The organism is Pseudomonas oleovorans subsp. oleovorans (genome assembly GCF_002197815.1).
GTDB lineage: Bacteria > Pseudomonadota > Gammaproteobacteria > Pseudomonadales > Pseudomonadaceae > Aquipseudomonas > Aquipseudomonas oleovorans.
Genome location: NZ_NIUB01000005.1, coordinates 32005 through 55758 on the forward strand (window position 1 = coordinate 32005; position 23754 = coordinate 55758).

The 23754-nt window shown below is 62.7% G+C and carries 22 protein-coding genes and 3 pseudogenes; 14 read left to right on the plus strand and 11 right to left on the minus strand.

Annotation, left to right across the window (positions count from 1 at the left end; genetic code table 11):
• Positions 1-56 precede the first annotated feature (56 nt).
• From PSOLE_RS03980 to PSOLE_RS03995, 4 genes are all read left to right on the plus strand, one after another.
• Positions 57-1430, plus strand: a complete 1374-nt coding sequence (locus tag PSOLE_RS03980; RefSeq protein WP_074856911.1) for a solute carrier family 23 protein — start codon at positions 57-59, stop codon at positions 1428-1430.
• A 60-nt stretch (positions 1431-1490) separates the two neighbouring features.
• Positions 1491-3263: an acyl-CoA dehydrogenase C-terminal domain-containing protein gene (locus PSOLE_RS03985; protein WP_074856913.1), complete on the plus strand. Its 1773-nt coding sequence runs from the start codon at positions 1491-1493 to the stop codon at positions 3261-3263.
• Positions 3264-3450: 187 nt separating this feature from the next.
• The gene (locus tag PSOLE_RS03990; RefSeq protein ID WP_074856915.1) at positions 3451-4317 is read left to right on the plus strand and encodes an MBL fold metallo-hydrolase; all 867 of its coding nucleotides are present in this window, start codon (positions 3451-3453) and stop codon (positions 4315-4317) included.
• 164 nt (positions 4318-4481) lie between these two features.
• Positions 4482-4961 carry a YbaK/EbsC family protein gene (locus PSOLE_RS03995; RefSeq protein ID WP_074856919.1) on the plus strand — a complete coding sequence of 160 codons (480 nt, stop codon included), beginning with the start codon at positions 4482-4484 and terminating at the stop codon, positions 4959-4961.
• Between the two features lie 69 nt (positions 4962-5030).
• Here PSOLE_RS03995 and PSOLE_RS04000 read toward each other — a convergent pair whose 3' ends face one another.
• The 3 genes from PSOLE_RS04000 to mpl form a co-directional block, all read right to left on the minus strand.
• A complete protein-coding gene (locus PSOLE_RS04000) occupies positions 5031-5327 on the minus strand; it encodes a YceK/YidQ family lipoprotein (RefSeq protein WP_003463065.1) in 297 nt (98 codons plus the stop codon).
• Positions 5320-5949 carry a flavin prenyltransferase UbiX gene (ubiX, locus tag PSOLE_RS04005; protein ID WP_021489517.1) on the minus strand — a complete coding sequence of 210 codons (630 nt, stop codon included), beginning with the start codon at positions 5947-5949 and terminating at the stop codon, positions 5320-5322. The genes PSOLE_RS04000 and ubiX overlap by 8 nt, the downstream gene beginning before the upstream one ends.
• An 81-nt stretch (positions 5950-6030) precedes the next feature.
• Entirely contained in the window at positions 6031-7383 is a 1353-nt protein-coding gene (mpl, locus tag PSOLE_RS04010; protein ID WP_074856922.1) for a UDP-N-acetylmuramate:L-alanyl-gamma-D-glutamyl-meso-diaminopimelate ligase, read from the minus strand.
• Between the two features lie 249 nt (positions 7384-7632).
• On the opposite strand from mpl, the gene PSOLE_RS04015 reads away from it, so the two are divergent.
• On the plus strand, positions 7633-8088 hold the full coding sequence (locus tag PSOLE_RS04015) for a GNAT family N-acetyltransferase (RefSeq protein ID WP_074856925.1): 456 nt from the start codon (positions 7633-7635) through the stop codon (positions 8086-8088).
• Positions 8089-8115: 27 nt separating this feature from the next.
• Here PSOLE_RS04015 and PSOLE_RS04020 read toward each other — a convergent pair whose 3' ends face one another.
• Positions 8116-9699: a serine/threonine-protein kinase gene (locus tag PSOLE_RS04020; RefSeq protein ID WP_074856928.1), complete on the minus strand. Its 1584-nt coding sequence runs from the start codon at positions 9697-9699 to the stop codon at positions 8116-8118.
• A 114-nt stretch (positions 9700-9813) separates the two neighbouring features.
• On the opposite strand from PSOLE_RS04020, the gene PSOLE_RS04025 reads away from it, so the two are divergent.
• The 4 genes and pseudogenes from PSOLE_RS04025 (at position 9814) to PSOLE_RS04040 (ending at position 13574) form a co-directional block, all read left to right on the plus strand.
• The gene (locus PSOLE_RS04025; protein ID WP_074856931.1) at positions 9814-10641 is read left to right on the plus strand and encodes a M90 family metallopeptidase; all 828 of its coding nucleotides are present in this window, start codon (positions 9814-9816) and stop codon (positions 10639-10641) included.
• Positions 10642-10719: 78 nt separating this feature from the next.
• The gene (gene ppa / locus PSOLE_RS04030) at positions 10720-11247 is read left to right on the plus strand and encodes an inorganic diphosphatase (RefSeq protein WP_017675534.1); all 528 of its coding nucleotides are present in this window, start codon (positions 10720-10722) and stop codon (positions 11245-11247) included.
• A gap of 253 nt (positions 11248-11500) precedes the next feature.
• A pseudogene (locus PSOLE_RS04035) lies at positions 11501-12320 on the plus strand (tyrosine-type recombinase/integrase); the annotation flags it as partial.
• A 219-nt stretch (positions 12321-12539) separates the two neighbouring features.
• The gene (locus PSOLE_RS04040) at positions 12540-13574 is read left to right on the plus strand and encodes a sensor domain-containing diguanylate cyclase (protein WP_074856934.1); all 1035 of its coding nucleotides are present in this window, start codon (positions 12540-12542) and stop codon (positions 13572-13574) included.
• A gap of 118 nt (positions 13575-13692) precedes the next feature.
• Here PSOLE_RS04040 and PSOLE_RS04045 read toward each other — a convergent pair.
• Together PSOLE_RS04045 and PSOLE_RS04050 are read right to left on the minus strand one after the other, a co-directional pair.
• Positions 13693-14518: pseudogene (locus PSOLE_RS04045) on the minus strand (alpha/beta fold hydrolase).
• Between the two features lie 14 nt (positions 14519-14532).
• Positions 14533-14919, minus strand: a complete 387-nt coding sequence (locus PSOLE_RS04050) for a PaaI family thioesterase (RefSeq protein WP_249044920.1) — start codon at positions 14917-14919, stop codon at positions 14533-14535.
• Positions 14920-15033: 114 nt separating this feature from the next.
• Between PSOLE_RS04050 and PSOLE_RS04055 the strand changes: the two genes are divergently transcribed.
• The 5 genes and pseudogenes from PSOLE_RS04055 to PSOLE_RS04070 all read left to right on the plus strand — a co-directional run bounded on the left by PSOLE_RS04055 (position 15034) and on the right by PSOLE_RS04070 (position 17898).
• On the plus strand, positions 15034-15756 hold the full coding sequence (locus PSOLE_RS04055) for a DJ-1/PfpI family protein (protein ID WP_244597216.1): 723 nt from the start codon (positions 15034-15036) through the stop codon (positions 15754-15756).
• A gap of 2 nt (positions 15757-15758) precedes the next feature.
• A complete protein-coding gene (locus tag PSOLE_RS24525; protein WP_244597217.1) occupies positions 15759-16010 on the plus strand; it encodes a helix-turn-helix domain-containing protein in 252 nt (83 codons plus the stop codon).
• Between the two features lie 163 nt (positions 16011-16173).
• Positions 16174-16392, plus strand: a pseudogene (locus PSOLE_RS25015) (hypothetical protein).
• A 209-nt stretch (positions 16393-16601) separates the two neighbouring features.
• Positions 16602-17042, plus strand: a complete 441-nt coding sequence (aroQ, locus tag PSOLE_RS04065; RefSeq protein WP_074856937.1) for a type II 3-dehydroquinate dehydratase — start codon at positions 16602-16604, stop codon at positions 17040-17042.
• A gap of 4 nt (positions 17043-17046) precedes the next feature.
• Positions 17047-17898 (plus strand): shikimate dehydrogenase, encoded by an 852-nt coding sequence (locus PSOLE_RS04070; protein WP_074856939.1) that lies wholly within the window; start codon positions 17047-17049, stop codon positions 17896-17898.
• A gap of 71 nt (positions 17899-17969) precedes the next feature.
• On the opposite strand, the gene PSOLE_RS04075 is transcribed toward PSOLE_RS04070, so the two are convergent.
• The 5 genes from PSOLE_RS04075 to PSOLE_RS04095 all read right to left on the minus strand — a co-directional run bounded on the left by PSOLE_RS04075 (position 17970) and on the right by PSOLE_RS04095 (position 23723).
• A complete protein-coding gene (locus tag PSOLE_RS04075; protein WP_045736196.1) occupies positions 17970-18641 on the minus strand; it encodes a TetR/AcrR family transcriptional regulator in 672 nt (223 codons plus the stop codon).
• Between the two features lie 86 nt (positions 18642-18727).
• A complete protein-coding gene (quiC, locus tag PSOLE_RS04080) occupies positions 18728-20635 on the minus strand; it encodes a 3-dehydroshikimate dehydratase QuiC (RefSeq protein ID WP_074856942.1) in 1908 nt (635 codons plus the stop codon).
• A gap of 161 nt (positions 20636-20796) precedes the next feature.
• Positions 20797-21711, minus strand: a complete 915-nt coding sequence (locus PSOLE_RS04085; protein ID WP_074856945.1) for a DMT family transporter — start codon at positions 21709-21711, stop codon at positions 20797-20799.
• A 127-nt stretch (positions 21712-21838) separates the two neighbouring features.
• Positions 21839-22654 carry a sugar phosphate isomerase/epimerase family protein gene (locus PSOLE_RS04090; RefSeq protein WP_074856948.1) on the minus strand — a complete coding sequence of 272 codons (816 nt, stop codon included), beginning with the start codon at positions 22652-22654 and terminating at the stop codon, positions 21839-21841.
• Between the two features lie 13 nt (positions 22655-22667).
• Entirely contained in the window at positions 22668-23723 is a 1056-nt protein-coding gene (locus tag PSOLE_RS04095) for a Gfo/Idh/MocA family protein (RefSeq protein ID WP_074856951.1), read from the minus strand.
• Positions 23724-23754: the final 31 nt, after the last annotated feature.

Consider the following 23754-nt stretch of genomic DNA (forward strand, 5'->3'; position numbering starts at 1 on the left):
AATGAACCGTTTGCACAACAACAAGAACCGGCCCTGGCGGCCGACGGAGAACCTTCATGCAAATTTACAAGCGCCGTGACGGCGACGAACAACCTTACTGGCCATTCGGCCCGTTCAAGGTGCGCCTGCCCTTCGTGCATTACCGCTGGGAAACCGCCGAGATGCTGCAGGCGCTGATCATGTTCGTGGTCAGCCTGGCGATGATCCCGTTGCTGGAGAAATACCTCGGCCTGCCCTATGACGTGGCCCTGGCCTATGTAGTGGTGTGCGGCATCGGCTTCATGCTGCCGGCGCTGCTCGGCGTGCCGCTGGTGCCGGGCTGGATCACCCCCGGCATTCCCGTGGTGCTGCTGTTTCTCGGCAACTACGAACCGGGCCCTGCGGCCATTCAGGCGCTGTTCGCCCTGCAGTTTCTGGTGTTCGTGATCTTCCTCTTCCTCGGCGTCACCCGCCTGGGCAGTGTCCTGGTGCGACTGATCCCCAACTCGATGAAGGGCGGCATCATCATCGGTGCCGGCATCGCCGCGCTGATGGGCGAAATCAGCGCGGGCGGCCGTCTGGCCAACACGCCGATCTCCCTGGTGCTGGGCAGTCTGATCTGCCTGTATCTGATGTTCTCGGTGTCGTTCAAAGGCCTGACCGAGCGCGTGCCCTTCGCCCGCAAGATCGTCAACTACGGCATGGTGCCGGGCATGCTGATCGCCATCTTCATCGGCATCGCCGTGGGCGAGTACAAGATGCCGGACGTGAAGTGGGGCATCACCGCGCCGGCCTTCGGCGAGATGTGGAACTACCTGCCGTTCAACGTCGGCTTCCCCAGCCTGGACGTATTCATGCTGGCCGTACCAACCGCGGTGATCGCTTACGTGATCGCCTTCGGCGACATCATCGTCGGCCAGTCGCTGATGCAGCGCGCCGATGAGCTGCGCACCGACGAGGTGATCGAAAACAACGTCGACCGCATTCATTTGGTGACCGCCATCCGCAACGCCCTGCACGCCTTCTTCGCGCCCTACCCGGGCCTGGCTGGCCCGCTGTGGACGGCGGTGGCGGCGACCATGGCCGAGCGTTACAAGTACGGGCGCAAGGCGATGGACTCAATTTACAGCGGCGCCGGCACCTTCTGGATCACCGGCTTCGCCGCGCTGTTCATGCTGCCGCTGGTCAGCTTCTTCCAGCCGGTGCTGCCGATCGCCCTGTCGCTGACGCTGATCCTCACCGGCTATATCTGCCTGATGGTCGGCTTCGAGCAACTGAACAACAACACCGAGCGCGGCATCGCCGGCACTATGGGTGTGGTGCTCGCGGTCTACGGCGCGGGCTGGGGCCTGGCCGCAGGCGCGGCGCTGTACATTCTGATCGAACGTACCCATCTGCTTAAATTCACCAGCGTCAAGGACAAACCGCGCGAGCCGGCCGAGACCGACTGACGCTTTTCGCTCCACGTGCGCCGCGCCTGCTCGCGGCGCCTCTGCTGTCGAGGTTGCACCATGCCCGAATTCAACGCCCCGCTGCGCGATATGCGCTTCGTCCTCCATGAAGTCTTCCAGGCGCCCAGCCTGTGGGCACGCCTGCCGGCCCTGGCCGAAACCGTCGATGCCGACACCGCCGACGCCATTCTCGAAGAGGCGGCCAAGGTCACCGGTACGCTGATCGCCCCGCTAAACCGCAGCGGCGACGAGGAAGGCGCGCAGTGGGTCGATGGCGACGTGCGCACCCCGACCGGTTTCCGCGAGGCCTACGCCACCTACACCGAGGGCGGTTGGGTCGGTCTGTCCGGCAATCCAAATTATGGCGGCATGGGTATGCCCAAGATGCTCGCCGTGGCCTTCGAGGAAATGCTCTACGCCGCCGGCTCCAGCTTCGCCCTGTATTCGGCGCTGAGCTCCGGCGCTTGCCTGGCCATCGACGCCCACGCCAGCGAGGAGTTGAAGAGCACCTATCTACCGCCGATGTACGAAGGCCGCTGGGCCGGCTCCATGTGCCTGACCGAGGCCCATGCCGGCACCGACCTGGGCATTATCCGCACCCGCGCCGAGCCGCAGGCCGACGGCAGCTACAAGGTTACCGGCAGCAAGATCTTCATCACCGGCGGCGAGCAGGATCTGACCGAGAACATCATCCACCTGGTGCTGGCCAAGCTGCCGGACGCACCGGCTGGGCCGAAGGGCATCTCGCTGTTCCTGGTGCCCAAGGTGATGGTCAATGCCGACGGCAGCCTGGGCGCGCGCAACGCCGTAAGCTGCGGCTCCATCGAGCACAAGATGGGCATCAAGGCCTCGGCCACCTGCGTGATGAATTTCGACGGTGCCACCGGCTACCTGATCGGTGAGGTCAACAAGGGCCTGGCGGCGATGTTCACCATGATGAACTACGAGCGCCTGTCCATCGGCATCCAGGGCATCGGCTGCGCCGAGGCCTCCTACCAGTCGGCGGTGGCCTATGCCCGCGAACGTATCCAGAGCCGCGCCGCCACCGGTCCGGTGGCGAAGGACAAGATCGCCGACCCGATCATCGTCCATGCCGACGTACGCCGCATGCTGCTGACCATGAAGGCGCTGAACGAGGGCGGTCGTGCCTTCGCCTGCTACGTTGGCCAGCAGCTCGATCTGGCCAAGTACGCCGAGGATGCCGAGGAACGGCAGAACGCCGAAGCACTGGTCGCCCTGCTCACCCCGGTGGCCAAGGCCTTCTTCACCGACACCGGGCTGGAAAGCTGCGTGCACGGCCAGCAGGTATTCGGCGGCCACGGCTACATCCGCGAATGGGGCCAGGAGCAACTGGTGCGCGACGTGCGCATCGCGCAGATCTACGAGGGCACCAACGGCATCCAGGCACTCGACCTGCTCGGGCGCAAGGTGGTGGCCAACGGCGGCGCCGCGCTGCGCCTGTTCGCCGGCGAGGTGCGCGACTTCGCCCATGCCCATGAATCGCCCTTCGGTGATCGCCTGATAGAAGCGCTGGAACGCCTGGAAGCGGTCAGCGGCTGGCTGCTGGAGCAGGCCAAGGTTGATCCCAACTCGGTCGGCGCCGCCTCGGTGGAGTACCTGCACCTGTTCGGCTACGTCGCCTACGCCTACATGTGGGCGCGCATGGCCGCGGTGGCGCAGAACAAGCAGACAGAGAATGAAGCCTTCTACGGCGGCAAGCTCGCCACCGCCGAGTTCTTCTTCGCCCGCCTGCTACCGCGTACCCTGAGCCTGGAAGCGAGCATTCGGGGGGGTAGCCAGCCGCTTTATAGTCTGGCTGCCGAGCAGTTCTAAACGTAGGGCGGGTGCAACCCGCCACCGTCGAGCCGGCGGGTTGCACCCGCCCTACAGGTTTGAGCGTGTTGCGCGGCTGCTTCGGCGCCGCGCTTTTTATTCACCGGCGCCGGCGCTTTTCCCCCGGCAAGGCTCGGCGACAATACAAGATCGAGCACAGCCGCCTTCAAGAACAAGAGATACCGTCATGCGAACCCTGACCACCCTGACCGGCAACAGCCAGAAACTCGATGGCGGCGCCATGTTCGGCAACGCACCCAAAGCCCTTTGGCAACGCTGGATGCCGGCCGACGAACTGAACCGCATCGACCTCGGCTGCCGCGCCCTGCTGGTGCAGGAAGACGCGCGCAATATCCTGGTGGAAACCGGCATCGGCGCCTTCTTCAGCCCCGAGCTGAAACAGCGCTTCGGCGTGCAGGAAGCACATCACGTCCTGCTCGATGAACTGGCGAAACTCGGCCTGAGCGATGCCGATATCGATATCGTCGTGCTCACCCACCTGCATTTCGACCACGCCGGCGGCCTGCTCGCCGCCTGGCAGGATGGCGAGCCGGCACGCCTGCTGTTTCCCAACGCGCGCTTCGTCACCGGTCGACGCCAATGGCAGCGCGCCTGCACGCCACACGCCCGCGACAAGGCCTCCTATATCCCGGAGTTGCTGGCTCTGCTGGAGGCCAGCGGACGCCTGCATCTGATCGATGAAACCGACAGTTGCGCACTGCTCGGCCCCGATTGGCGCCTGCACTGGAGCGATGGCCACACACCGGGCCAGTTGTTGCCGGAAGTGGCCATGCCGGGCGGGCCGGTGGTGTTTCCCGGCGACCTGATCCCTGGCGCGCCCTGGGTGCACCTGCCGATCACCATGGGTTACGACCGTTTCCCTGAAGGCCTGATCGAGGAGAAGGAGGCGCTGCTGGCCGACCTGGTCGCCCGCGGCGGCCGTTTGGTATTCACCCACGACCCCGACGTGGCCATGGGCCGGGTGACGCGAGACGAAAAAGGTCGCTACGGGCTCGATGAGATAGCAAAAGCAGCCCATCGGCTGGCAAACTGAGGCTATCTCAGCATTGACGTGTCGGCCATGCAGCGCGAGCATGGTCGCTTGTTTTTTCGCCGTAGTCACGACCACACCAGCACCCCAGGAAGGGGGCTGCGCTTGGCCAGCGAGAGACTGGCCGTCGTGCCGTGCCCACCTCGACAGCCCTGGGGGACCGTTTCATGAGCCTGGCCTCTGTCCGCGCCTTCTTTGCCGCCAAGGCGCCCGACATCACGATCATCGAGCTGCAGACCAGCACCGCCACCGTGGCGCTGGCTGCCGAAGCGCATGGCGTGGCGCCAGGGCAGATCGCCAAAACCTTGGTCTTCCGCATCGCCGAGCGTGACGTGTTGATCGTCGCCCGTGGCGATGCGCGCATCGACAATCGCAAGATGAAGGAATGCTTTGGCACCAAGGCACGCATGCTCGATGCGCAAACAGTGGTCGAACTGACCAGCCATCCGGTCGGCGGCGTTTGCCCATTCGGCCTGGCCACGCCCCTGAGCGTCTACTGCGACCGCTCGTTGCTGGCTTTCGATGAAGTGCTGCCAGCGGCCGGCGCCACCCACAGCGCGGTGCGCATCGCCCCGCAGCGCATGGCCGAACTGGTCGGTGCCGAGTGGATCGACGTGTGCCAGGAAGTGGAAACGGAAACCTGCTGAACGACGCCACCAACGTCAATCCGGTAGCCCGGGCCGCGCGCACCAACGCCTTTCCCGGATTGCATCGGGCTACAACCCGCCGCTGACACCCAGGCTCACACCCAGCGCCGTAGCCAGCGAAAACGGCAACAGCAGGGTGTCGAGCAGCGCACTGGCCGGCAGATCCAGCCCCGCGTAACGCGGTGCCTCGGCGCCGAAACGATCCAGCGGGCAGCAGCCGCCATTGATCGCATACCAGTCCAGCCGCGTCCCTGCATAAACCACAGGGGCACCGGGCTTGGCCGCATCCAGCGTACGCACGGTGGCGCAACCGCTCAGGCTCAGCAGCGCCACGGCGCATAAGAGCAGGCGCACGCTGCTAGTCATCCGACACCAAATGATGCTCGCCCCAGCGCGGCAACATGTCCTGGGGGATATTCAGGCAATTGAGGATGCGCGCGACCACGAAGTCCACCAGATCATCCAGCGTCTGTGGCTGATGATAGAAGCCGGGCGATGCCGGCAGGATGGTCACGCCCAGATTCGACAGCTTGAGCATGTTTTCCAGGTGGATGCTCGAATACGGCGCCTCGCGCGGCACCAGGATCAATTGGCGGCGTTCCTTTAATGCCACATCGGCGGCGCGTTCGATCAGATTGTTGCAGGCGCCGCTGGCAATGGCCGACAGGGTGCCGGTGCTGCACGGCACCACCACCATGGCCGTCGGCGCGCCGGAGCCGGAGGCAGCCGGGGCCATCCAGTCTTCCTTGCCGTAAACGCGGATCTGCCCCGGCGCCGCGCCGGTGTACTCGGTGAGGAACTGGGCCATGGATTGCGGCTTGGCCGGCAACGCCACGTCGGTCTCGGTAGCCATCACCAACTGCGCAGCCTTGGAGATCAGGAAGTGCACCTCGCGATCCTCCTGCACCAGACAATCGAGCAGGCGCAGGCCGTATTGCGCGCCTGAGGCGCCAGTCATCGCCAGGGTTATTCTCTCAGGGCCGCTCATGGATGCTCCGTAGGGCGGGTGCAACCCGCCGGTTCTTGATATGTGGCGGGTTTCACCCGCCCTACCGCTGGGGTATGCGTTTCAGTCCAGAGCCTTGGCCAGCTTGCCATGCAGGCCGCCGAAGCCGCCGTTGCTCATGATCACCACCTGGGTGCCGGGGCGCGCCAGGGCCTTCACGCCATCGATGATCGACTCCAGCGAGTCGCACACGCGCGTCGGGTTGCGCGCCTGCGCCACGGTGGCGGCCAGGTCCCAGCCAAGATTGGGCGGTGCGTACCAGAACACCGCATCGGCCTGTGCAGCGGACTCGGCCAGACCGTCGCGATGGGCGCCGAGCTTCATCGAGTTGGAGCGTGGCTCGATCACCGCGATCACCTGGGTATCGTCGCCGACACGCTTGCGCAAGCCATCCAGGGTGGTGGCAATGGCAGTCGGGTGGTGGGCGAAGTCGTCGAAGACGGTCACACCCGCCACCTCGGCGACCTTCTCCATGCGCCGCTTGGCGTTGATGAACTGGCCCAGCGCCTCGATGCCCAGCGCTGGCACCACGCCGACATGGCGCGCCGCAGCGAGCACGGCCAGGGCATTGGCGACGTTGTGCTGGCCGGTCAGGTTCCATTGCACCGTGCCCTCGACCTTGCCGTCGAAACTCACCTCGAAGCGCGAGCCATCGGCGCTGAGCAGGCGCGCCTGCCACTGGCCACCTTCACCGGTGGTCTGCACCGGAGTCCAGCACCCCATCTCGATCACTCGCGCCAGCGCGGTTTCGCTAGCCGGATGAATGACCAGACCTTCGCTGGGGATGATGCGTACCAGGTGATGAAACTGCCGCTCGATGGCCGCAAGATCCGGGAAGATGTCCGCGTGATCGAACTCCAGGTTATTCAGAATCGCTGTACGCGGGCGGTAGTGGACGAACTTGCTGCGCTTGTCGAAGAAGGCGCTGTCGTACTCGTCGGCCTCGACCACGAAGAACGGCGTGCCGCCCAGGCGCGCGGAAATACCGAAATTCTGCGGCACGCCGCCGATCAGAAAGCCCGGGCTCATGCCGGCATGTTCCAGCACCCAGGCCAGCATGCTGGAACTGCTGGTCTTGCCGTGGGTACCAGCGACCGCCAACACCCAGCGCCCCTGCAGCACGTGATCGGCCAGCCACTGCGGGCCGGAAACGTAGGGCAACCCCTTATTCAGCACATATTCCACCGCCGGGTTGCCACGGCTCATGGCATTGCCCACCACCACCAGATCCGGCGCCGGCTGCAGGTGCGCCGGATCAAAGCCCTGCATCAGCTCGATGCCCTGGGCTTCCAACTGAGTGCTCATGGGCGGGTAAACGTTGGCATCGGAGCCAGTGACGCGATGGCCGAGCTCTTTGGCCAGAACAGCCAGCGACCCCATGAAAGTGCCGCAGATGCCGAGAATATGGATGTGCATTGATGACCTCTGAACACGCCCTACGCATAGGGCTTAAAGCGATGGCGGCAGGTTAGCACAGCACCCGCCAGGCGACTGCTGCGCCCAGTTCAGACAGATGCACCAATACCAAGTTGCTCCACAGCCAGAAAATCAAACGCTTGCTTGGATTGCGCATTCAACTGGCTTTGAGGCAGCATCGACTGACCCGCTGGCACAACAGCTGCATCGCCACTCCTGCCCCACTACAGAGAGAAGCCGAGGCCCACCATGCGCATCGTCCAAGCCACCCTGGAGCACCTGGACCTGTTGACCCCGCTGTTCGTCAAATACCGCGAGTTCTATAACGAGCTGCCCTACCCCGAGTCGTCACGCAAGTTCCTCGAGAAGCGCCTGCGCCGCAAGGAGTCGGTGATCTACCTGGCCCTGGCCGACGATGAAGACAAGCTGCTCGGCTTCTGCCAGCTCTACCCCAGCTTCTCCTCGCTTTCGCTCAAGCGCGTGTGGATTCTCAACGACATCTACGTCGCCGAGGATGCTCGCCGCCAACTGGTTGCCGACCGCCTGCTGCACACCGCCAAGCACATGGCCAAGGAAACCAACGCCGTGCGCATGCGCGTGGCCACCAGCCGCGACAACGAGGTGGCGCAGAAGGTCTACGAGTCCATCGGCTTCGTCGAGGACGAACAGTTCAAGAACTACGTACTGCCGATCAACTCCGATTGATCGCCTCGCAGGCGCAGCGGCTGCCCGTCAGCCACCAAGACTGAGCAGCAGCCCCAACAGCAACGACAGCGTGCCCAGACCCAACACAGCCAGGCGTGCCATCTGCAAGGGTGCCCGCCTTAGCGCCTGACTGCGACGCGCCTGCAAGGGCTGCTGCAATGCCAGCTGAAATTCCGATAGCGCCTCGAAACGTGCCTGTGGCTGCGGCGCCAGGGCGCGGGCCAGCACGCCATCCCAGCCTTGCGGCACATGCACGGTAAAGGTCGCCAGAGGCACGTAGCAGTGTCCAGGCTTGACGTCGCTGCGCGCCGCTTCCGGCCATTGCCCCGACATCAGCCAGTACATCAGCGCCGCCAGGGCGAACTGATCGGCACGACCATCCAGTGCACGGCCGCTGCGCAGTTCCGGCGCCAGCGGCACAGCCTGCTCAGGCACAGGCTGACGCGCTACACCGGGCAGGATCGCAGCTGCGCCAGGCAGAAACAGCACCCTCCCGTCATCACCGAGCAGAATCTGCCTGGGGTTTAGCCAAAGCCCCTGCATGCCACGGCGCTGCAACGAACGCACGGCTGCGATCAGTTGCGTCACCACCCCCATCAGCGTCTGTGTATCCGGCGCACCATGGGCGGCCACCCAATCGAACAGATTGCGCATGCCGCGGGGCGGCTTGGCCAGGACCAGATACGCGTGACTGCGCGCCTGATGCGGCGACAACACCTGCGGCAACGCCTGCTGCGGACTGCGCCGCAACGCCCACTCACGCTGCCAGAAGGCTTCGCCTGCATCTTCCTCGGCGAACCAGAGCACGGCTTCCCGTCCGGACTCGTCACGCCCGACATACAAACGCCCAGGCGGCCCATAAGGACATTGACGCAACAGCGTCCAACCATCGAGCTGCTGGCCGCAGGCCATCTGCGCCAGCGCCAGGCGCGGCGCAGCGGACCGCGCCGGCGTCAGGCACTGGGTTTCCCCCACGCCGAGCAGCACTGCAGCGCCGGGGGCCTGCAACAACGGCTGCAACCGCTCGCACAAGCCATCCTGCGCCTGGATACATAGCCCTTGCAGATCACTCACATCGAGCAGCGGTTGCGGCGCCAGTAGCAGATGCTCGCCACGGCTGGGCAACAGATTGTGCTGAACCAGCGCCAGCTCTGCCTGGACGCCGAGAGCCTGCCCCTCACGACCTGCCAGAATCTGCAAGACACCTTTGTGCGCACGCGCCAGGCCGACACTGCCCGCCTGCAGAAACTGCAACTCATCGCCCTGCATCAGCAGCACACCGGCATGTAAGTCGGCGACGCCCTGCCCGGCCTGCAGCCGGCGAAACAACTGGAGATTCAGTGCGGCCAGTACCTGGCGCGCCGCCTGGGTTTCACTCCAGCCCTCAGGCGTACAGCGAAAATCGGCGAACAGGGCGTCCAGATGACGCTCCAGGCTTTGCACCACATCGGGGCAGTGGCGCGCCCAAAGCAACACGACCAGCAGCAACGGCGGACGCTGCTGGCGACCGGCCAGCCACATCGCCCGAGCCCGCGCGGCCTGGTGCGGCAAGTCCAGTCCGGTGCCGGACGCCAGCGTGATGCCCGGGTGTTCCAGCAGTTGCAGCGCCATGCTCAGCCCTCCTGCTGCAGCGAAGCTGCAAGAGGCTTTGCAGCCTTTATGCCGACTTGTGGCGAGCGCCTGGCACCCTTATGGTGGCCGGGTCTTCTCAATGAGCCCGCATGCATGTGGTCCTTCAAGGCCTGGCGCCGTCGTCGCACCCTCGCAAACAACCCTGTCGATCCGGCCCACTGGGCCGAAGTACGCAGACGCCTGCCGATTCTCGATGGCCTCGACGAGCGCGAAGAGCAGCAGTTGCGCGAGCGCGCCGTGCTGTTTCTGCATGACAAGCACCTGACTGCCCTACCAGGGCTGGCGCTCGGCCCGGTCGAGCACCTGCTGCTGGCCGCCCAGGCGCAGTTGCCACTGCTGCACCTGGGCGATCTGGACTGGTACCGGGGTTTTCACGAAATCGTCCTCTACCCGGATGACTTCGTGAGCCCACAGCGCCACCGCGACGCCAGCGGTATCGAACACGAATGGGACGACGCACGCAGCGGCGAAGCCTGGCAGCAAGGCCCGGTGATCCTCGCCTGGCCCGGTGTCGAGGCCAGCGGTGGCTGGGAGGGCTACAACCTGGTGATCCACGAACTGGCGCACAAGCTGGACATGCTCGAAGGCGGCGCCAATGGCCTGCCGCCGCTGCACCGCGACATGCGTGTGCAGGACTGGGCCAAGGCCATGCAGAGCGCCTATGACGCACTGAACGCCGAGCTGGACGCCAATCCCGAGGCGGAAACCGCCATTGACCCGTACGCGGCCGAAGATCCGGCGGAATTCTTCGCCGTGACCAGCGAATACTTCTTCAGCGCACCGGATCTGCTGGCGGATGCCTTTCCGGACGTCTACCAGCAGCTGTCCTTGTTCTACCGCCAGGACAGCCTGGCGCGATTGCGACGGCTGCAGGCGGAACACCCCGACTACAAGGCGGTCGAAAACGCGACCAATGGCTGAGTAGGCTGCCGTAGTAACGCATTGCGAATACGCCTATAATGCGCCCCACTTTTTTGGCCATCCCTGGGAGTTTCCCCCATGAGCTACAGCAAGATCCCGGCTGGTAAAGACCTGCCGAACGACATCTACGTTGCCATCGAAATCCCGGCCAACCACGCGCCGATCAAATACGAAATCGACCACGACAGCGATTGCCTGATGGTCGATCGTTTCATGGCCACCCCGATGTTCTACCCGGCCAACTACGGCTTCATCCCGCACACCCTGGCTGACGACGGCGACCCCCTCGACGTGCTGGTCGTGACCCCTTATCCGGTCGCGCCGGGTTCGGTGATCCGCGCCCGTCCGGTCGGCGTACTGCACATGAGCGACGAAGCCGGCGGCGATGCCAAGCTGGTTGCCGTTCCACACGACAAACTGACCGTTCTATACAAAGACGTTCAGGAATACACCGATCTGCCCGCGCTGTTGATCGAGCAGATCAAGCACTTCTTCGAGAACTACAAGGATCTGGAGAAGGGCAAGTGGGTCAAGGTAGAAGGCTGGGGCGGCGCTGAAGAAGCCCGCGGCCTGATCAACAAGGCAGTCGCGGCTTACCAAAAATAAGTCCTGACCACCTCCGAAAAGCCGGTCACAAGCCGGCTTTTTTATTGCCCGAAGAAATCCAGCAAGATCCTACAGCCCTAGAAAATACGCGCCTTACAGCTTAGGGTCTGTTGCCGTTTCGCGCACGGCCGCGTCGAAACGGCAACAGACCCTAGCATCCGTCCCAAGACATCCCGTAGCCATCCATAAAATCAGCAACCAAGGTGTGGGTCAGAGTGTGGGTTGAGGGGGTGTGTTGGAGTAGGAGCGAGTAATAGGCAAGCTGACCAGCAAGACCGTGGAGTCGATAGCCAAGGCTGCAACGCCAGGAAAAACCAATGATGGCGATGGCCTGTACTTCCAGGTATCCAAGAGCGGCGACACCAGCTGGATCTTCCGTTACAAGCTGGATGGCCGCAGCCGCGAAATGGGGCTAGGCCCCTTCCCTGCCGTCACACTCGGCCAAGCCCGGCAGTTGGCCGCCGACCAACGCAAGCTCCTCGCCTCCGGAAGCGACCCACTGGCAACCCGCGACGCGGCAAAGGAAGCCAAGCGCGAGGCCGAACGCCAGGCCGCAGCACGTCGCACGACTTTCGAGGATCTCGCTCGCGAATACCAACAGGCACATGGCGGCAGTTGGTCTGAGAAGTGGCGGAAAGGCTGGCTACGCAAGTTGGAGCTCTACGCCTTCCCGACTATGGGCAAGCTGTCGGCTGACATCATCAGCACCGAGCATGTGCTTGCTGCGTTGCAACCCATCTGGGTAACCAAAACCCGCACTGCTGATGAAGTCAGGGGCCAGATCGAGCAAATACTGGATGCAGCCAAGGCTCGGCGCTTACGCGAGGGGGACAATCCTGCCCGCTGGCGCGGACATTTGGACAACTTGCTGAGTAAGGCAGAGAAGAAGAAGGCCAGGCAGCGCCAGCACTTTCCAGCACTGCAATGGAAAGACACTCCGAAGCTGATAGCCGATCTGCTCAACATCGATACACGTGACGCCATCGCAACCAGACTGCTGATTCTGACCGGCGCTCGTTACCACATGATCCAACACTCAATGGCCCGAGTTTGACCTCGAAGCAGGCTGGGCAAAGTTCTGCACAAGCCAGCCATGACGCCGCAAGAGGATATCCGCAGCATCTACAACTACACTGAAACCAACCTCCAACACGACACTCAATGGCCGTTTTCATTGTGACTATGGCGCTGGGGTGACGGGGTGATTTGACGCAGCGCGGGAGTATCTGCTCTATGTCATGCCAATCAGCTATATGACACTCACCACGCAACGTCACTATCGGTACGCTCCAATGGATCAGATTCTCTCTTTGCTGTCGGAAACCATCCCCAAGGCGCAAACGCTGGAGCAACTGGCGCGCCCTTTGTTGTCGCTGCTTAACCAGTTCACCGGCATGGAGTCGACCTACCTGACCACTATCGACACCGAACAGGGCGTGCAACGCGTCGAGTTTGCACGCAATGCGGGCGCAATGATCATCCCGGAGGGGCTGGTCGTACCCTGGGCCGATACCCTGTGCAAGCGAGCCCTTGAAGAGAACCGTCTTTACTCAGACAACGTTGCCGAGTGCTGGGGCGACTCCGACGCAGCCAAGGCTCTGGGCATCAAGACCTATCTGAGCGCACCAATCAGATCGCAGGATGGCCGCGTCCTGGGCACCGTCTGCGCGGCAAGCTCGGCTCAGGTAGCCCGTCCAGCCGATGTGGAGCCGTTGCTTGCTCTGCTGTCGGGCTTGCTAGGTTACGCCCTGGAACGCGAGCTATTGGTCGCACAACTTCAGGCCGCCAACAGCGAACTTGGCCGGCTAGCGCTGACCGACCCGCTGACTGGACTCGCCAATCGGCGCGGCATCATGCGTGACCTTGTACAGCTGTTCGCCTTGGCTCAGCGCGACAGCAAGTATGTGCTCGTTGCCGTCATCGACTTGGATGGATTCAAACTGATCAACGACTGCTACGGCCACCAGGCGGGTGATCAGTTTCTGCTTGGTATCGCCACTGAGCTGAAGCGCAACCTTAGAGCCAGCGACATGGTCGGCCGGATCGGAGGAGACGAGTTCATCGTCATCGCCCTGGGTAATGCCCTCCAGCGCCCTGCCCCTGCGCAAGAGCTCCGGGATGCAGCAGCGCTAATGCAGGCCCGTCTGAGCAAGGCCACTGTTGGCCAGTATGACCTGGGTAACGGCCTGCCTCCCTATGAGTATCAGGGTGCGAGCGTTGGGGTAGTGGCGGTGATGCCTGATGGCACCACCGCTGAAGAGGCCATCAGGCTGGCGGACAACGAGATGTATCAGGTCAAGCAACAACGCAAACAACAAAGGTCATAGCGCAATTACCGGCCGCTGCCCTGAACAGCCAGCACCACGAAGTGGACCTGATCTAGCGCAGAAACAGCAGGGTTGAAGTGATGGTGTGCCGCCTAGGCTTGTGGTGCTGCCAACCAGGCTAGAAGCGTGCAGACGCTAACAAGCTAATGCCGCATCGTCCGATTGATGCGAGAAATTCAGTAATCACTGCCAGCACTGTTTCTGGGTGCTCGCGGTATGGTACATGCCCACAATCCCGCAGAATCCGCAGCTCAGTGGGGCAGGATGCCAAAGCACAGATGCGCTCGGCATGCTGTCGTGAACCATACTCATCATGATCACCATGCAGAGCAAGCAGCGGGCAGCCGACCTTGGCCAGCTGCTTATCCAGGTTCCACTGGCTAAAGGCATCCGATAACCAGGTGTCGACCCAGGCTCGTAATACCCATTCGGCTTTTTCGGCGTGATAGCGCTGCAGCCTCTCTAACTGCTCAGGCATCGCAAATTGCCGCTCCGCGACACGAATTCCATCCAACGTCATGCTGTCTACGAAGGCTTGCGCGGATACGGTGATCAGCCCCCCGGCAGGCCTCCGCATAAGCTGCCGCACAGGCGACCGCCATGCCACCACCGACGCTATGGCCCAGCAGCACGAACTGGCTCAGGCCGAGCTGTAGGTAAAGTGCGCGAAAACTACCATGAGCCTCATCCCCGACAAAGCTCGGTGGCAGTTGCCCCGAATGAGCCGAAGAGCGCCCAAAGCCTAACCTGTCGTAAGCGATCACACGGCGTCCACTGGCCTGCGCCAAGTGCAGCGGAAAATCTCGCCACAAGGCCACGCAGCCCAGCGAGTCGTGCAGCAGCACGATAGGAGCGCCAAGCTCCTCAGATGGGCTCCAGCTCTGGGCAAAGAGTTGTCCGTGGGCAGTTTCGATCCAGTGTTGGCAGGTAGATATCTTCTGCATGTAGCCGCACTCCACTACTCGCTGAGGCGATATGCCGAGCCACTGAACAGCGCGATGCGTGTGTCCCGGCTATCTGTCACCAGCACCTGGTAATGGGCAATTTTTCTGGAGGCCCCCATTAGGGTCGCGGTAGCTGTCAGCACATCACCCTCGGCTTTGCTCATGTAGCGCACCTCGGCCTGGAGACCTATGTAAACTGCTGCCCCAGCATTACAGGCTGCAGCAAAGGCTATGTCGGCCAGCGAAAAGATCAGCCCACCATGAATACCGCCCAGCGCATTGCGATGTTGCTCGCTGATAGATAGCCGGCACACAGACCGCTCGAAGCTGCTGAGCAGCGGCTCGACCCCGAGCAGCTTAGCGAAGTGATCCGGCGCACCGGTACTGACTGCTTGCATCATCTGCCTCCAACCTTCCAGCAAGTACTACCCGAATATTTGCTAGCGTACTCTTTAGGTGTTGTGAGGTCGGTGTTCTACTGGGACTATCGATAGCCTGATCGGGCCAAAGAATTTATGAAAAAGGTGGCAATCCTGTCCTACGACGGCTGCTGGGCCATGGGCGTTTTCTCCGTAACGGACTTTTTCCGAATAGTCGCCCTGCTCGAACAGCACCTTGGCCTGGAGCAAAGCTATGCGGTTGAGGTGCTTTCCTGCGACGGCAATGAGGTCTATGCGGCCGGCGGCCACTTAATCCGGCCAGTGGCAGCAATCACCGACGTGAACGACTGCGATCTGCTGGTCATCCCCCCGATTGAAGGCGTGCGCCTTGCTTCAGGCTTCGTTCCCGAGCCACGCCTGCTCACCTGGCTGGCTGCTCAGCAACAAAGGGGCGCTCGCCTTTTGGCGATGACCACTGGGGTTTGTTTTGTGGCAGCCTCAGGCCTGGCCGAGCATCAGCTGCTGGCCACACATTGGGCTTATGTGCGGCAGCTGAAAAAGCAATATCCCGCCTACCGGTTTATCGCTCAGCAGTCTTGCTTGCAGGCCGGGGGCATCTGGAGCACAGGGACATTGAACGGTGGTTTCGACGCGCTTTTGGAGATCCTGGCCCAGGATCGAGGCGATCAATTCTCGCAGCTGTGTGCCACCCATCTGCTGGTATCAGCCCCCGAAAGACTCAACCCAATCTTACCCGGCCTCCGCAATCATGGTGACGAGGTCATCCTCAAGTTGCAGGACTGGATTGAATCTCACCATTCAGAGCCGCTGACCATCGAACGCATGAGCCGAAAGTAGGGATGGCGGAGCACACCCTGAAGCGCCGCTTCCAGCTTGCAACCACACTGTCGCCAAACCTCTACGTGCAGAAAGTTCGGATCGACAAGGCCAAGAAACTGCTTCTGGCCACCAGCCAGCCGGTCAAAACGATTGCGTATGAGGTGGGCTACGAGAACGTCAGTTTTTTTGTGCGTCTATTCCGAACTCAAGTAGGACAGACCCCTGCAGAATGGCGAAAGTGCGAAGCCATAGTGGCCTCGTCATCGCGTTGAAGGGCTGCTTCGTCCTTGGTTAAGCAACTGTAAAGCGTCCATTCGATTCGAAAAAATCTCAGCCACACATTACTGCCATGACATCAGCACCAAGGAGGTTCGCCCCATGTCATTGCAGTGTCCCCGCTGTCACTCCCCCAAAGTCGCGCCCTTCCATCACGCCATGAAAGTCGGCGCGGCCATCGGCACCGTGGGCAGTGTTGCGCGCGGCGTCAGCGCGGCCCTGGCAGGTGGTCAGGCTGGCGTCGCCGGCCCTGTCTAAAGCAGACGCCATTTCGGCGACCTGGCCGGCGACCTGGCCGGCGACCTGGCCGGCGTGGGTGGCTGTGCGCTGGGTGAGTCGCTCGACCGTCACGTCCTGGACCCTCGCCCCAGCGCCTAGCCGGTAATCGCCCAGTTTTGCCGCCCGCCCTTGCCCCCCCCCATCTGGCTGAAAGCCACGTCATTACTGGCCTGCAGCGCTTGCATCGACCTTTCCCCGGCTGCCGTTGGCCAGCGCAAGCAATCCGCTCGATTGACCGTATTAACTAGTTAGTACATTTTCCCGGAACGACTTGTCGCCCGTTGCCACAACAACAAGAGATCGCCCCTATGTCCCCCTGCATCCTGGTACTCAACGGCCCCAACCTGAACCTGCTCGGAACCCGCGAACCGGCCACTTATGGCCATGAAACCCTCGCCGACATTTCCCGGCTTTGCGCCGATACCGCCGCCGAACACGGCTTGAAGATCGAGTTTCGCCAGACCAACCATGAGGGCGAACTGCTCGACTGGATTCATGCCGCGCGTGGGCGCTGCGCCGGCATCCTGATCAATCCGGCAGCCTGGACCCATACCTCGGTGGCCATCCGCGATGCCCTGGTAGCCAGCGAACTACCGGTCATCGAGGTGCATCTGTCCAACGTGCACAAGCGCGAACCGTTCCGTCATCACTCCTTCGTCTCGCCGATCGCCGTCGGCGTCATCTGCGGCCTCGGCAGCCAGGGCTATCGCCTTGGCCTGCAGTACTTCGCTCAATCGCTCAAGGGTTAAGACCATGTCCTCCGTTACCAGCGGCATTCTCGCCGGCCTAATCGGCAAAGGCATTCAGGCTTCTCGCACGCCCGCCATGCACGAACGCGAAGGCGATGCGCAGGGGCTGCGCTACCTCTACCGTCTGATCGACCTCGATCAGTTGGGCCTCGACCTCGATGCGCTGCCGAGCCTGCTCGATGCGGCACAGCACATGGGCTTTACCGGTCTCAACATCACCTTCCCGGCCAAGCAGGCGATCATCCCGCTGCTCGACGAGCTGTCGAGCGAGGCGCGCGGCATTGGCGCGGTGAACACCGTGGTACTCAAGGACGGCAAGCGTGTCGGCCACAACACCGACTGCCTGGGCTTCGCCGAGGGTTTGCGTCGCGGCCTGCCCAACGTGGCTCGCCGTCGCGTGGTGCAGATGGGGGCAGGCGGCGCAGGTGCAGCCGTGGCCCATGCCCTGCTCGCCGAAGGCGTCGAACGCCTGTGCATTTTCGAAGTGGAACCCGGCCGCGCCCAGGCCCTGGCGGACAATCTCAACGCTCACTTTGGCGCCGAACGTGCCATCGCCGGTGAAGACCTGGCAGGTGAAGTCGCCGCTGCCGACGGCCTGGTCAACACCACACCGGTGGGCATGGCCAAGCTGCCGGGCACACCGCTGCCGGTGGAGCTGCTGCATGCCGGGTTGTGGGTCGCCGAGATCATCTATTTTCCGCTGGAAACCGAACTGCTGCGCCACGCCCGCACCCTGGGCTGCCGCACCCTGGATGGCGGCACCATGGCGGTGTTCCAGGCGGTCAAGGCGTTCGAACTGTTCAGCGGCCGCCCGGCCGATGCCGAACGCATGCAGGCACACTTCGCCAGTTTCTGAGCGCACTCATGCAAAAAAGGGCCCTGGCAGCGACAACGCCGCCAGGGCCCTTTTCATATCCGCACCGATCTTCAGCCCTGGATATAACGCAGCACCGCCTCGCAGATCATCGCCTTGTGCCGCTGCTTGACCTGCTCGTCGGGCAGATCGATCTGGAAGATCTCGCCAAAGGTGTGGCGGTTGGACACCCGATAAAAACAGAACGAACTGATCAGCAGGTGCACATCGAGCACATCGATACCGGGGCGGAACACGCCCTCTTCCTCGCCGCGGCGCAGGGTCTTACCGAGGGTATCGAGCACCACGTTGCTCATCTGGCGAATGACCGGCGACTGCTTGACGTATTCGCCGTAGTGGATGTTCTCGATGCTGACGATGCGTACGAAGTCGACGTTGCGGTCATGATGATCGAAGGTGAACTCCACCAGCCGACGGATCGCCAGCACCGGTGGCAAGGAGGCCAGATCGAGGCGACTCTCGGTGCCGCGGATATCGCCGTAGAGCTTGACCAGTACCTCGAGATAGAGCTGTTCCTTGCTGCCGAAGTAGTAGTAGATCATCCGCTTCGAGGTCGCGGTGCGCTCGGCGATGGCGTCCACACGGGCGCCGGAAAGGCCCTGCTGAACGAACTCCGTGATGGCGGCCTGGAGAATGCTCTCGCGAGTTTTCTCCGGATTGTTCTTACGTACCTTGCGCACCACCTCGAGAGGTTGAGTGGCCAGGTTGGCAACGGCTTCGGTCATACGGCAATGGTCTTTTTTATAGGTATTGGTGGAGCGGATTATGGCAGGCCGCAGCGGCAACCGGACAGGCTGCCACCTGCACCCACTTATAACCGCGGACGCTTCAAGCCACCGCTGCGCGCCTTGGCCATGGCGGCCAGACGCACCGCGACGTTGGCCGCGCCATAGCCGACATAGCCGCCCTTGCGCTGAATGATTTCGAAGAAGAAGCGCTCCTCGAACGGCTCGGTGTAGACGTGGAACAACTCGCCGCCCTGAGCGTCGCGGTCGTAAAGCACGTTGTAGTAGGCCAACTCGCTCAAGAACTCATCGTCGAAATCGAAGCGCGCGGCCAGATCGTCATAGTAGTTCAGCGGAATTTCCAGTAACGGCACACCCGCTTCCTTGGCCCGCGCCACCTCGGCGAAGATGTCTTCGCAGGAGAAGGCGATGTGGTGCACGCCGGAGCCCTGATAGCTGGACAGGGCATGGGCAATGGCAGTGTTACGGTTCTCCGAGATGTTCAGCGGCAGGCGAATCGAGCTGCAGCGACTGCGAATCGCGCGGCTTTTCACCAGGCCGTAGGGGTCGGGCAGGACCACTTCGTCGTCAGCCTCGAAGTCCAGCAGGCTCTTGTAGAACAGCACCCAGCTGTCCAGCGAATCGGCCGGCAATGCCAGGGCCATGTGGTCGATACGTTGCAGGCTGCCCGTAGCCGTGGCGGCCGGGTTCAGGCTGAAGTCGGTGTCGTAGATGGTCTGGCCTTCACCAGCCTGCTCCACCAGATAAATCAGGCTGCCATCCGGAGCGCGTACGGCAGGCACCTCGCGCTCGTTCGGGCCGACCAGGCCACGATAGGGCTGGCCGCGATAATCGCAGGCACGCTGCAGCGCATCGGCACCATCTTTGACCCGCAATGCCGTGGCGCACAATGAAGGGCCGTGGGATGCGAAGAAGTTGTGCGCGAAAGAGTAAGGCTCGGCGTTGAGCACGATATTGATATCGCCCTGACGCAGCAGGCTGACATCCTTGGAACGGTGCTGACCGGCGTGAGCGAAACCCAGACGCTCCAGCCAACCGGCTAGGCGTGCACCCACCGCCTCATCGACGGCGAACTCAAGGAACTCGATGCCAGCGTAGGGATGGGCCGCCGGCGGAGTGAACAGCACGCCCGGCTCGATCTGATGCCCCTCTTTCTCGAGACGCTTGTGGGTCTTTTCCTCGAGGTAGAGCAATGAGCGCAAGCCATCGGCCGCGTTCTGCCGCGGTGGTGCGGCGCGGAAGCCATCGTTGAAGATCTCCAGCGACAGCGGGCCGCGATAGCCAGTACGCAGGATCGGCGCGAGGAAACCGGCCAGGTCGAACTCGCCCTGCCCCGGGAAGCAGCGAAAATGGCGGCTCCACTCCAACACGTCCATCGCCAGGATCGGCGCGTCAGCCATTTGCACGAAGAAAATCTTGTCCCCGGGAATCTCGGCGATGGCGCTCGGGTCGCCCCTGAGCGACAGGGTATGGAAGCTGTCGAGGATCATCCCGACGGCCGAGTGATCGGCCTGGCGCACCAGGTTCCACACTTGCTGATAGGTGTTTACGTGACGCCCCCAGGCCAGCGCCTCATAGCCGATACGCAGGCCGCGTGCACCGGCGCGCTCACCCAGCAAACGCAGGTCGTCGACAAGGATTTCTTCGTCGCCCAGCGAATCGGCGGCGACGTTACTGCACACCAGCACCAGGTCGGTGCCCAGTTCCTGCATCAGGTCGAACTTGCGCTCGGCGCGGTCGATGTTGCGCTGCAGACGATCACGGCGGCAGCCTTCAAAGTCGCGAAATGGCTGGAACAGGGTAATGGCGATGCCAAGGTCGGCGCAGCGCTTGCGAATCTCGGTAGGGCTGCCGTCGTAATAGAGGAGGTCGTTCTCGAAGATTTCCACACCGTCGAAACCGGCCGCGGCGATGGCTTCGAGTTTCTCTGGCAGGGTACCGCTGAGGGAAACGGTGGCAATTGAACGCTGCATAGACGGCTCCGGGCTAAGGCGGCGCCGTGGCGGGCAAAGTGAGGGAGGCAAGACGCGCTCATGAGCCCTCACTCGGCCGGTTGGTCGGCGCTCATGGATTGTTCGTAGCCTGGATTATTGGCAGAGGCGGGAATATCGGCAATTCAAAATGGACGAACTGGTTAGTTTTCTGTTCGATTATCGAACACCCATGATTTCTGACGCCCTCGCCCATTCTGCCAGGCCGCCGCCAAACCACTGAGGCAGATGATGAAAATACCGACCAGCGCGGTGCTGTCCGGCTGATGCTGGAACACCAACAAACCCAGCAGCCCGGCGAAGATGATCTGCCCATAGCCGAACGGAGCCAGCATCGCCGGCGCCGCGTAACGGAAGGAATGCGTCAGCAGCAAGTGTGCGGCCATGCCACAGCCCCCCAACGCCAGCATCATCAGCCCATGCGTGACGCTGGGTATCTGCCAGAAGAACGGCACCAGCAGGCTCATCACCAAGGTGTTGACCAGCCCGGCGAAGAAGTTGCTGGTGGTGGCGCTGTCCACGGTACTAAGGCGCCGAGTCAGTATCTGATAGAGACTGAAGCACAGTGCAGCGCTCAGCGGTAACAGCACCGCCGGGGTGAACAGATCGCCACCGGGATGGACGATGATCATCACGCCGACAAAGCCAACGATCACCGCTACCCACTGCCCGCGGCTGACCTTCTCGCCCAGCAGCGGCACCGACAGGGCAGTCACCAGCAAGGGGGCGAGGAAGATCACCGACGTTGCTTCAGCCAACGGCATGAACATCAGGCCCGTGGTGAACAGCAGGCTGACGCCAAGCAGGCTGAGTGCCCGCAACACCTGTAAACAGGGACGCTTGGTGCGAAGCACGCGCAAGCCCGACTGTGGCAGGAAGATGCCGGCCATCAACAGTGTATGCACGACGTAGCGTGCCCAGACGATCAGGATGATCGGATAGAAGCCTGACAGGTACTTGGAAATCGCATCGTGACTGGCGAACAGAAAGGTCGCCAGCACCATCAGCGCAATGCCCTTGAGTGGATGATTGACGCCGGATAGCGGTTTGGAGCTCATGGGGTACTCGGGATGCGGCAAGCCGCGCAACCATAGATAGGTAGCTAACTATACAGACCGCCCTATCCTGCCGCCTATGACCCGCGTGACAGTATTCGACCCGCGGGTGACAGGCGGCATCGAGGCGCTACAAGCGCTCCAGCAGCCGCAGGGTCTTGTCCATGGCCATCTGCGCTCGCTCCAGCGCGCTAACGCCCTGTTCGAGCAGTTGCCGTGTAGGTATTTCCAGGCTCAGGGCAATACTCGGCGGCAGCGCACGCAGCAGACCGAGCAAGTCGCTGTCGCCATCACCGGGGAAACGCCGTTCGTTACGCGCCTGGCGCAAGATCTCGTCCATGTCATCCGGACGCGGGCCGTTGACATCACACAGTTGCGCGTAACGCATACGTTCGGCCGGCACCTGCGCCAGGTCCGCCAGGCTCGAACCCGAGCGATCGAAGTGGAAGGCATCGACCAGGATGCAGCCGTTGGGCCGGTTGGCCGCATCGACGATGCGCTTGGCCTGGGTCAGGTCGCGCGCGTTGGTCCAGGGCATGAACTCCAGGTGCGGGAACAAGCCAAATGGCGCGGCCAGGTCACACACGGCTGCGAAATTGTCGGTCAGGCGCGCTTCGTCCGGGTCGTTTCCAGCGATCAATACGTCTGTAGCGCCAAACTCGGCGCCCACGTCGAAGATGGCCTCGAGGTCGCTGACCCGGGTATCGGGCTTCAGACGCAGAATCTCGATATCCGCCACCTTGATCCCGGTATCACGCAGGCACTTGAGCGTCTGCGCGCGTAATCCGGCGTCAGCCATCAATGGAAAGTGGTGCTCCTCGGCCGTGGCCGGCACCAGGCGCAGGCCTACATGGCTGTAGCCAGTGCGCGCGGCGATATCGACCATTTCCGGCGGTGAAACTTCGAGGACAGTGAGGGCAGCCAGGGACAGAATACGTTCGCTCATGATGACTCGCTTATCAGATGATTTCGGGGGTGCTGGTCTGTCCACTCTCCGCCGCCAGGCGGATGGCCTCGACCAGTGCTAGGGTACGACCGGCATCGGCGGCGCTGATCAGCGGCTGAGCCTGGCCTCGGGCAACTGCGATGAAATGCAGCAACTGACGGCGCAAGGCTTCGCCGGCATCGAAACCTTCCTGCACCTGCAACAACGGCTGGTGCCAGCCGGCGCCGTCCTCGGCGTAATGCCAGCGCTTGAGCTGCGGAATGCTCAGGGCACCGCGCGTACCGGCGAGCAGGTAGCAGGGCTGGTCGGCCTGGCGCGGGTAGACAGGGTTCTCGCCGGAATCCAGCTCCCAGCTCCAGGGCGCGGCAACGGCGTCGGAGCCAGTCAGGCTGCCCAGTGCGCCACCTTCGAATTGCAGCAGCACCACCGCGCTGTCCTCGTTGGCGAAGCCGCGCACGCCATTGCTGGTGATGGCTTGCACCTGGCGCACTTCACCGCACAGATGGCGCAGCAGGTCGAGGTCATGAATCAGGTTGGTCAGCAACATGCCGGCCCCGGCTTCGCGGCGCCAGGCAATGTCGTAGTAGCTGTCGGGCTTTTGCACCTGCCACAACGCGGTCACCGTGGTCAGTCGACCGAGACTGCCCTGCTCGATCAGCTCGCGGGCGCGGGCGCGGGCGATCAATGGATTATGTCGACGATGGTGGCCAACCAGTACCGGCACACCTGAACGCTCGCTGGCAGCGACCAACTCACGCACCTCGTCCAGATGCACGCCCACCGGTTTCTCCAGGAGGACCGGTACGCAAGCGGCGATGCAATCGAGCGACGTGCTGACGTGCAGTGCGTTGGGGTTAGCGACGATCACCGCCTCGGGTCGCGCCTGCTCCAGCATCTGCAAGTGATCGGCGAAATACGGCACGCCGCATTCGGCCGCGAAGTCAGCCGCTTGCGGGCCTGGATCGGCGATGGCACAAAGTTGCGCCTCGGTCAGAGCCTGCAGGTGTTGGTAGTGCTGACGGCCCATGACACCGGCGCCGATCAGGGCAATACGCAAAGGGGAAGTCACGCGGCGATCCTCTTGTTGTCGTTCTCACGCA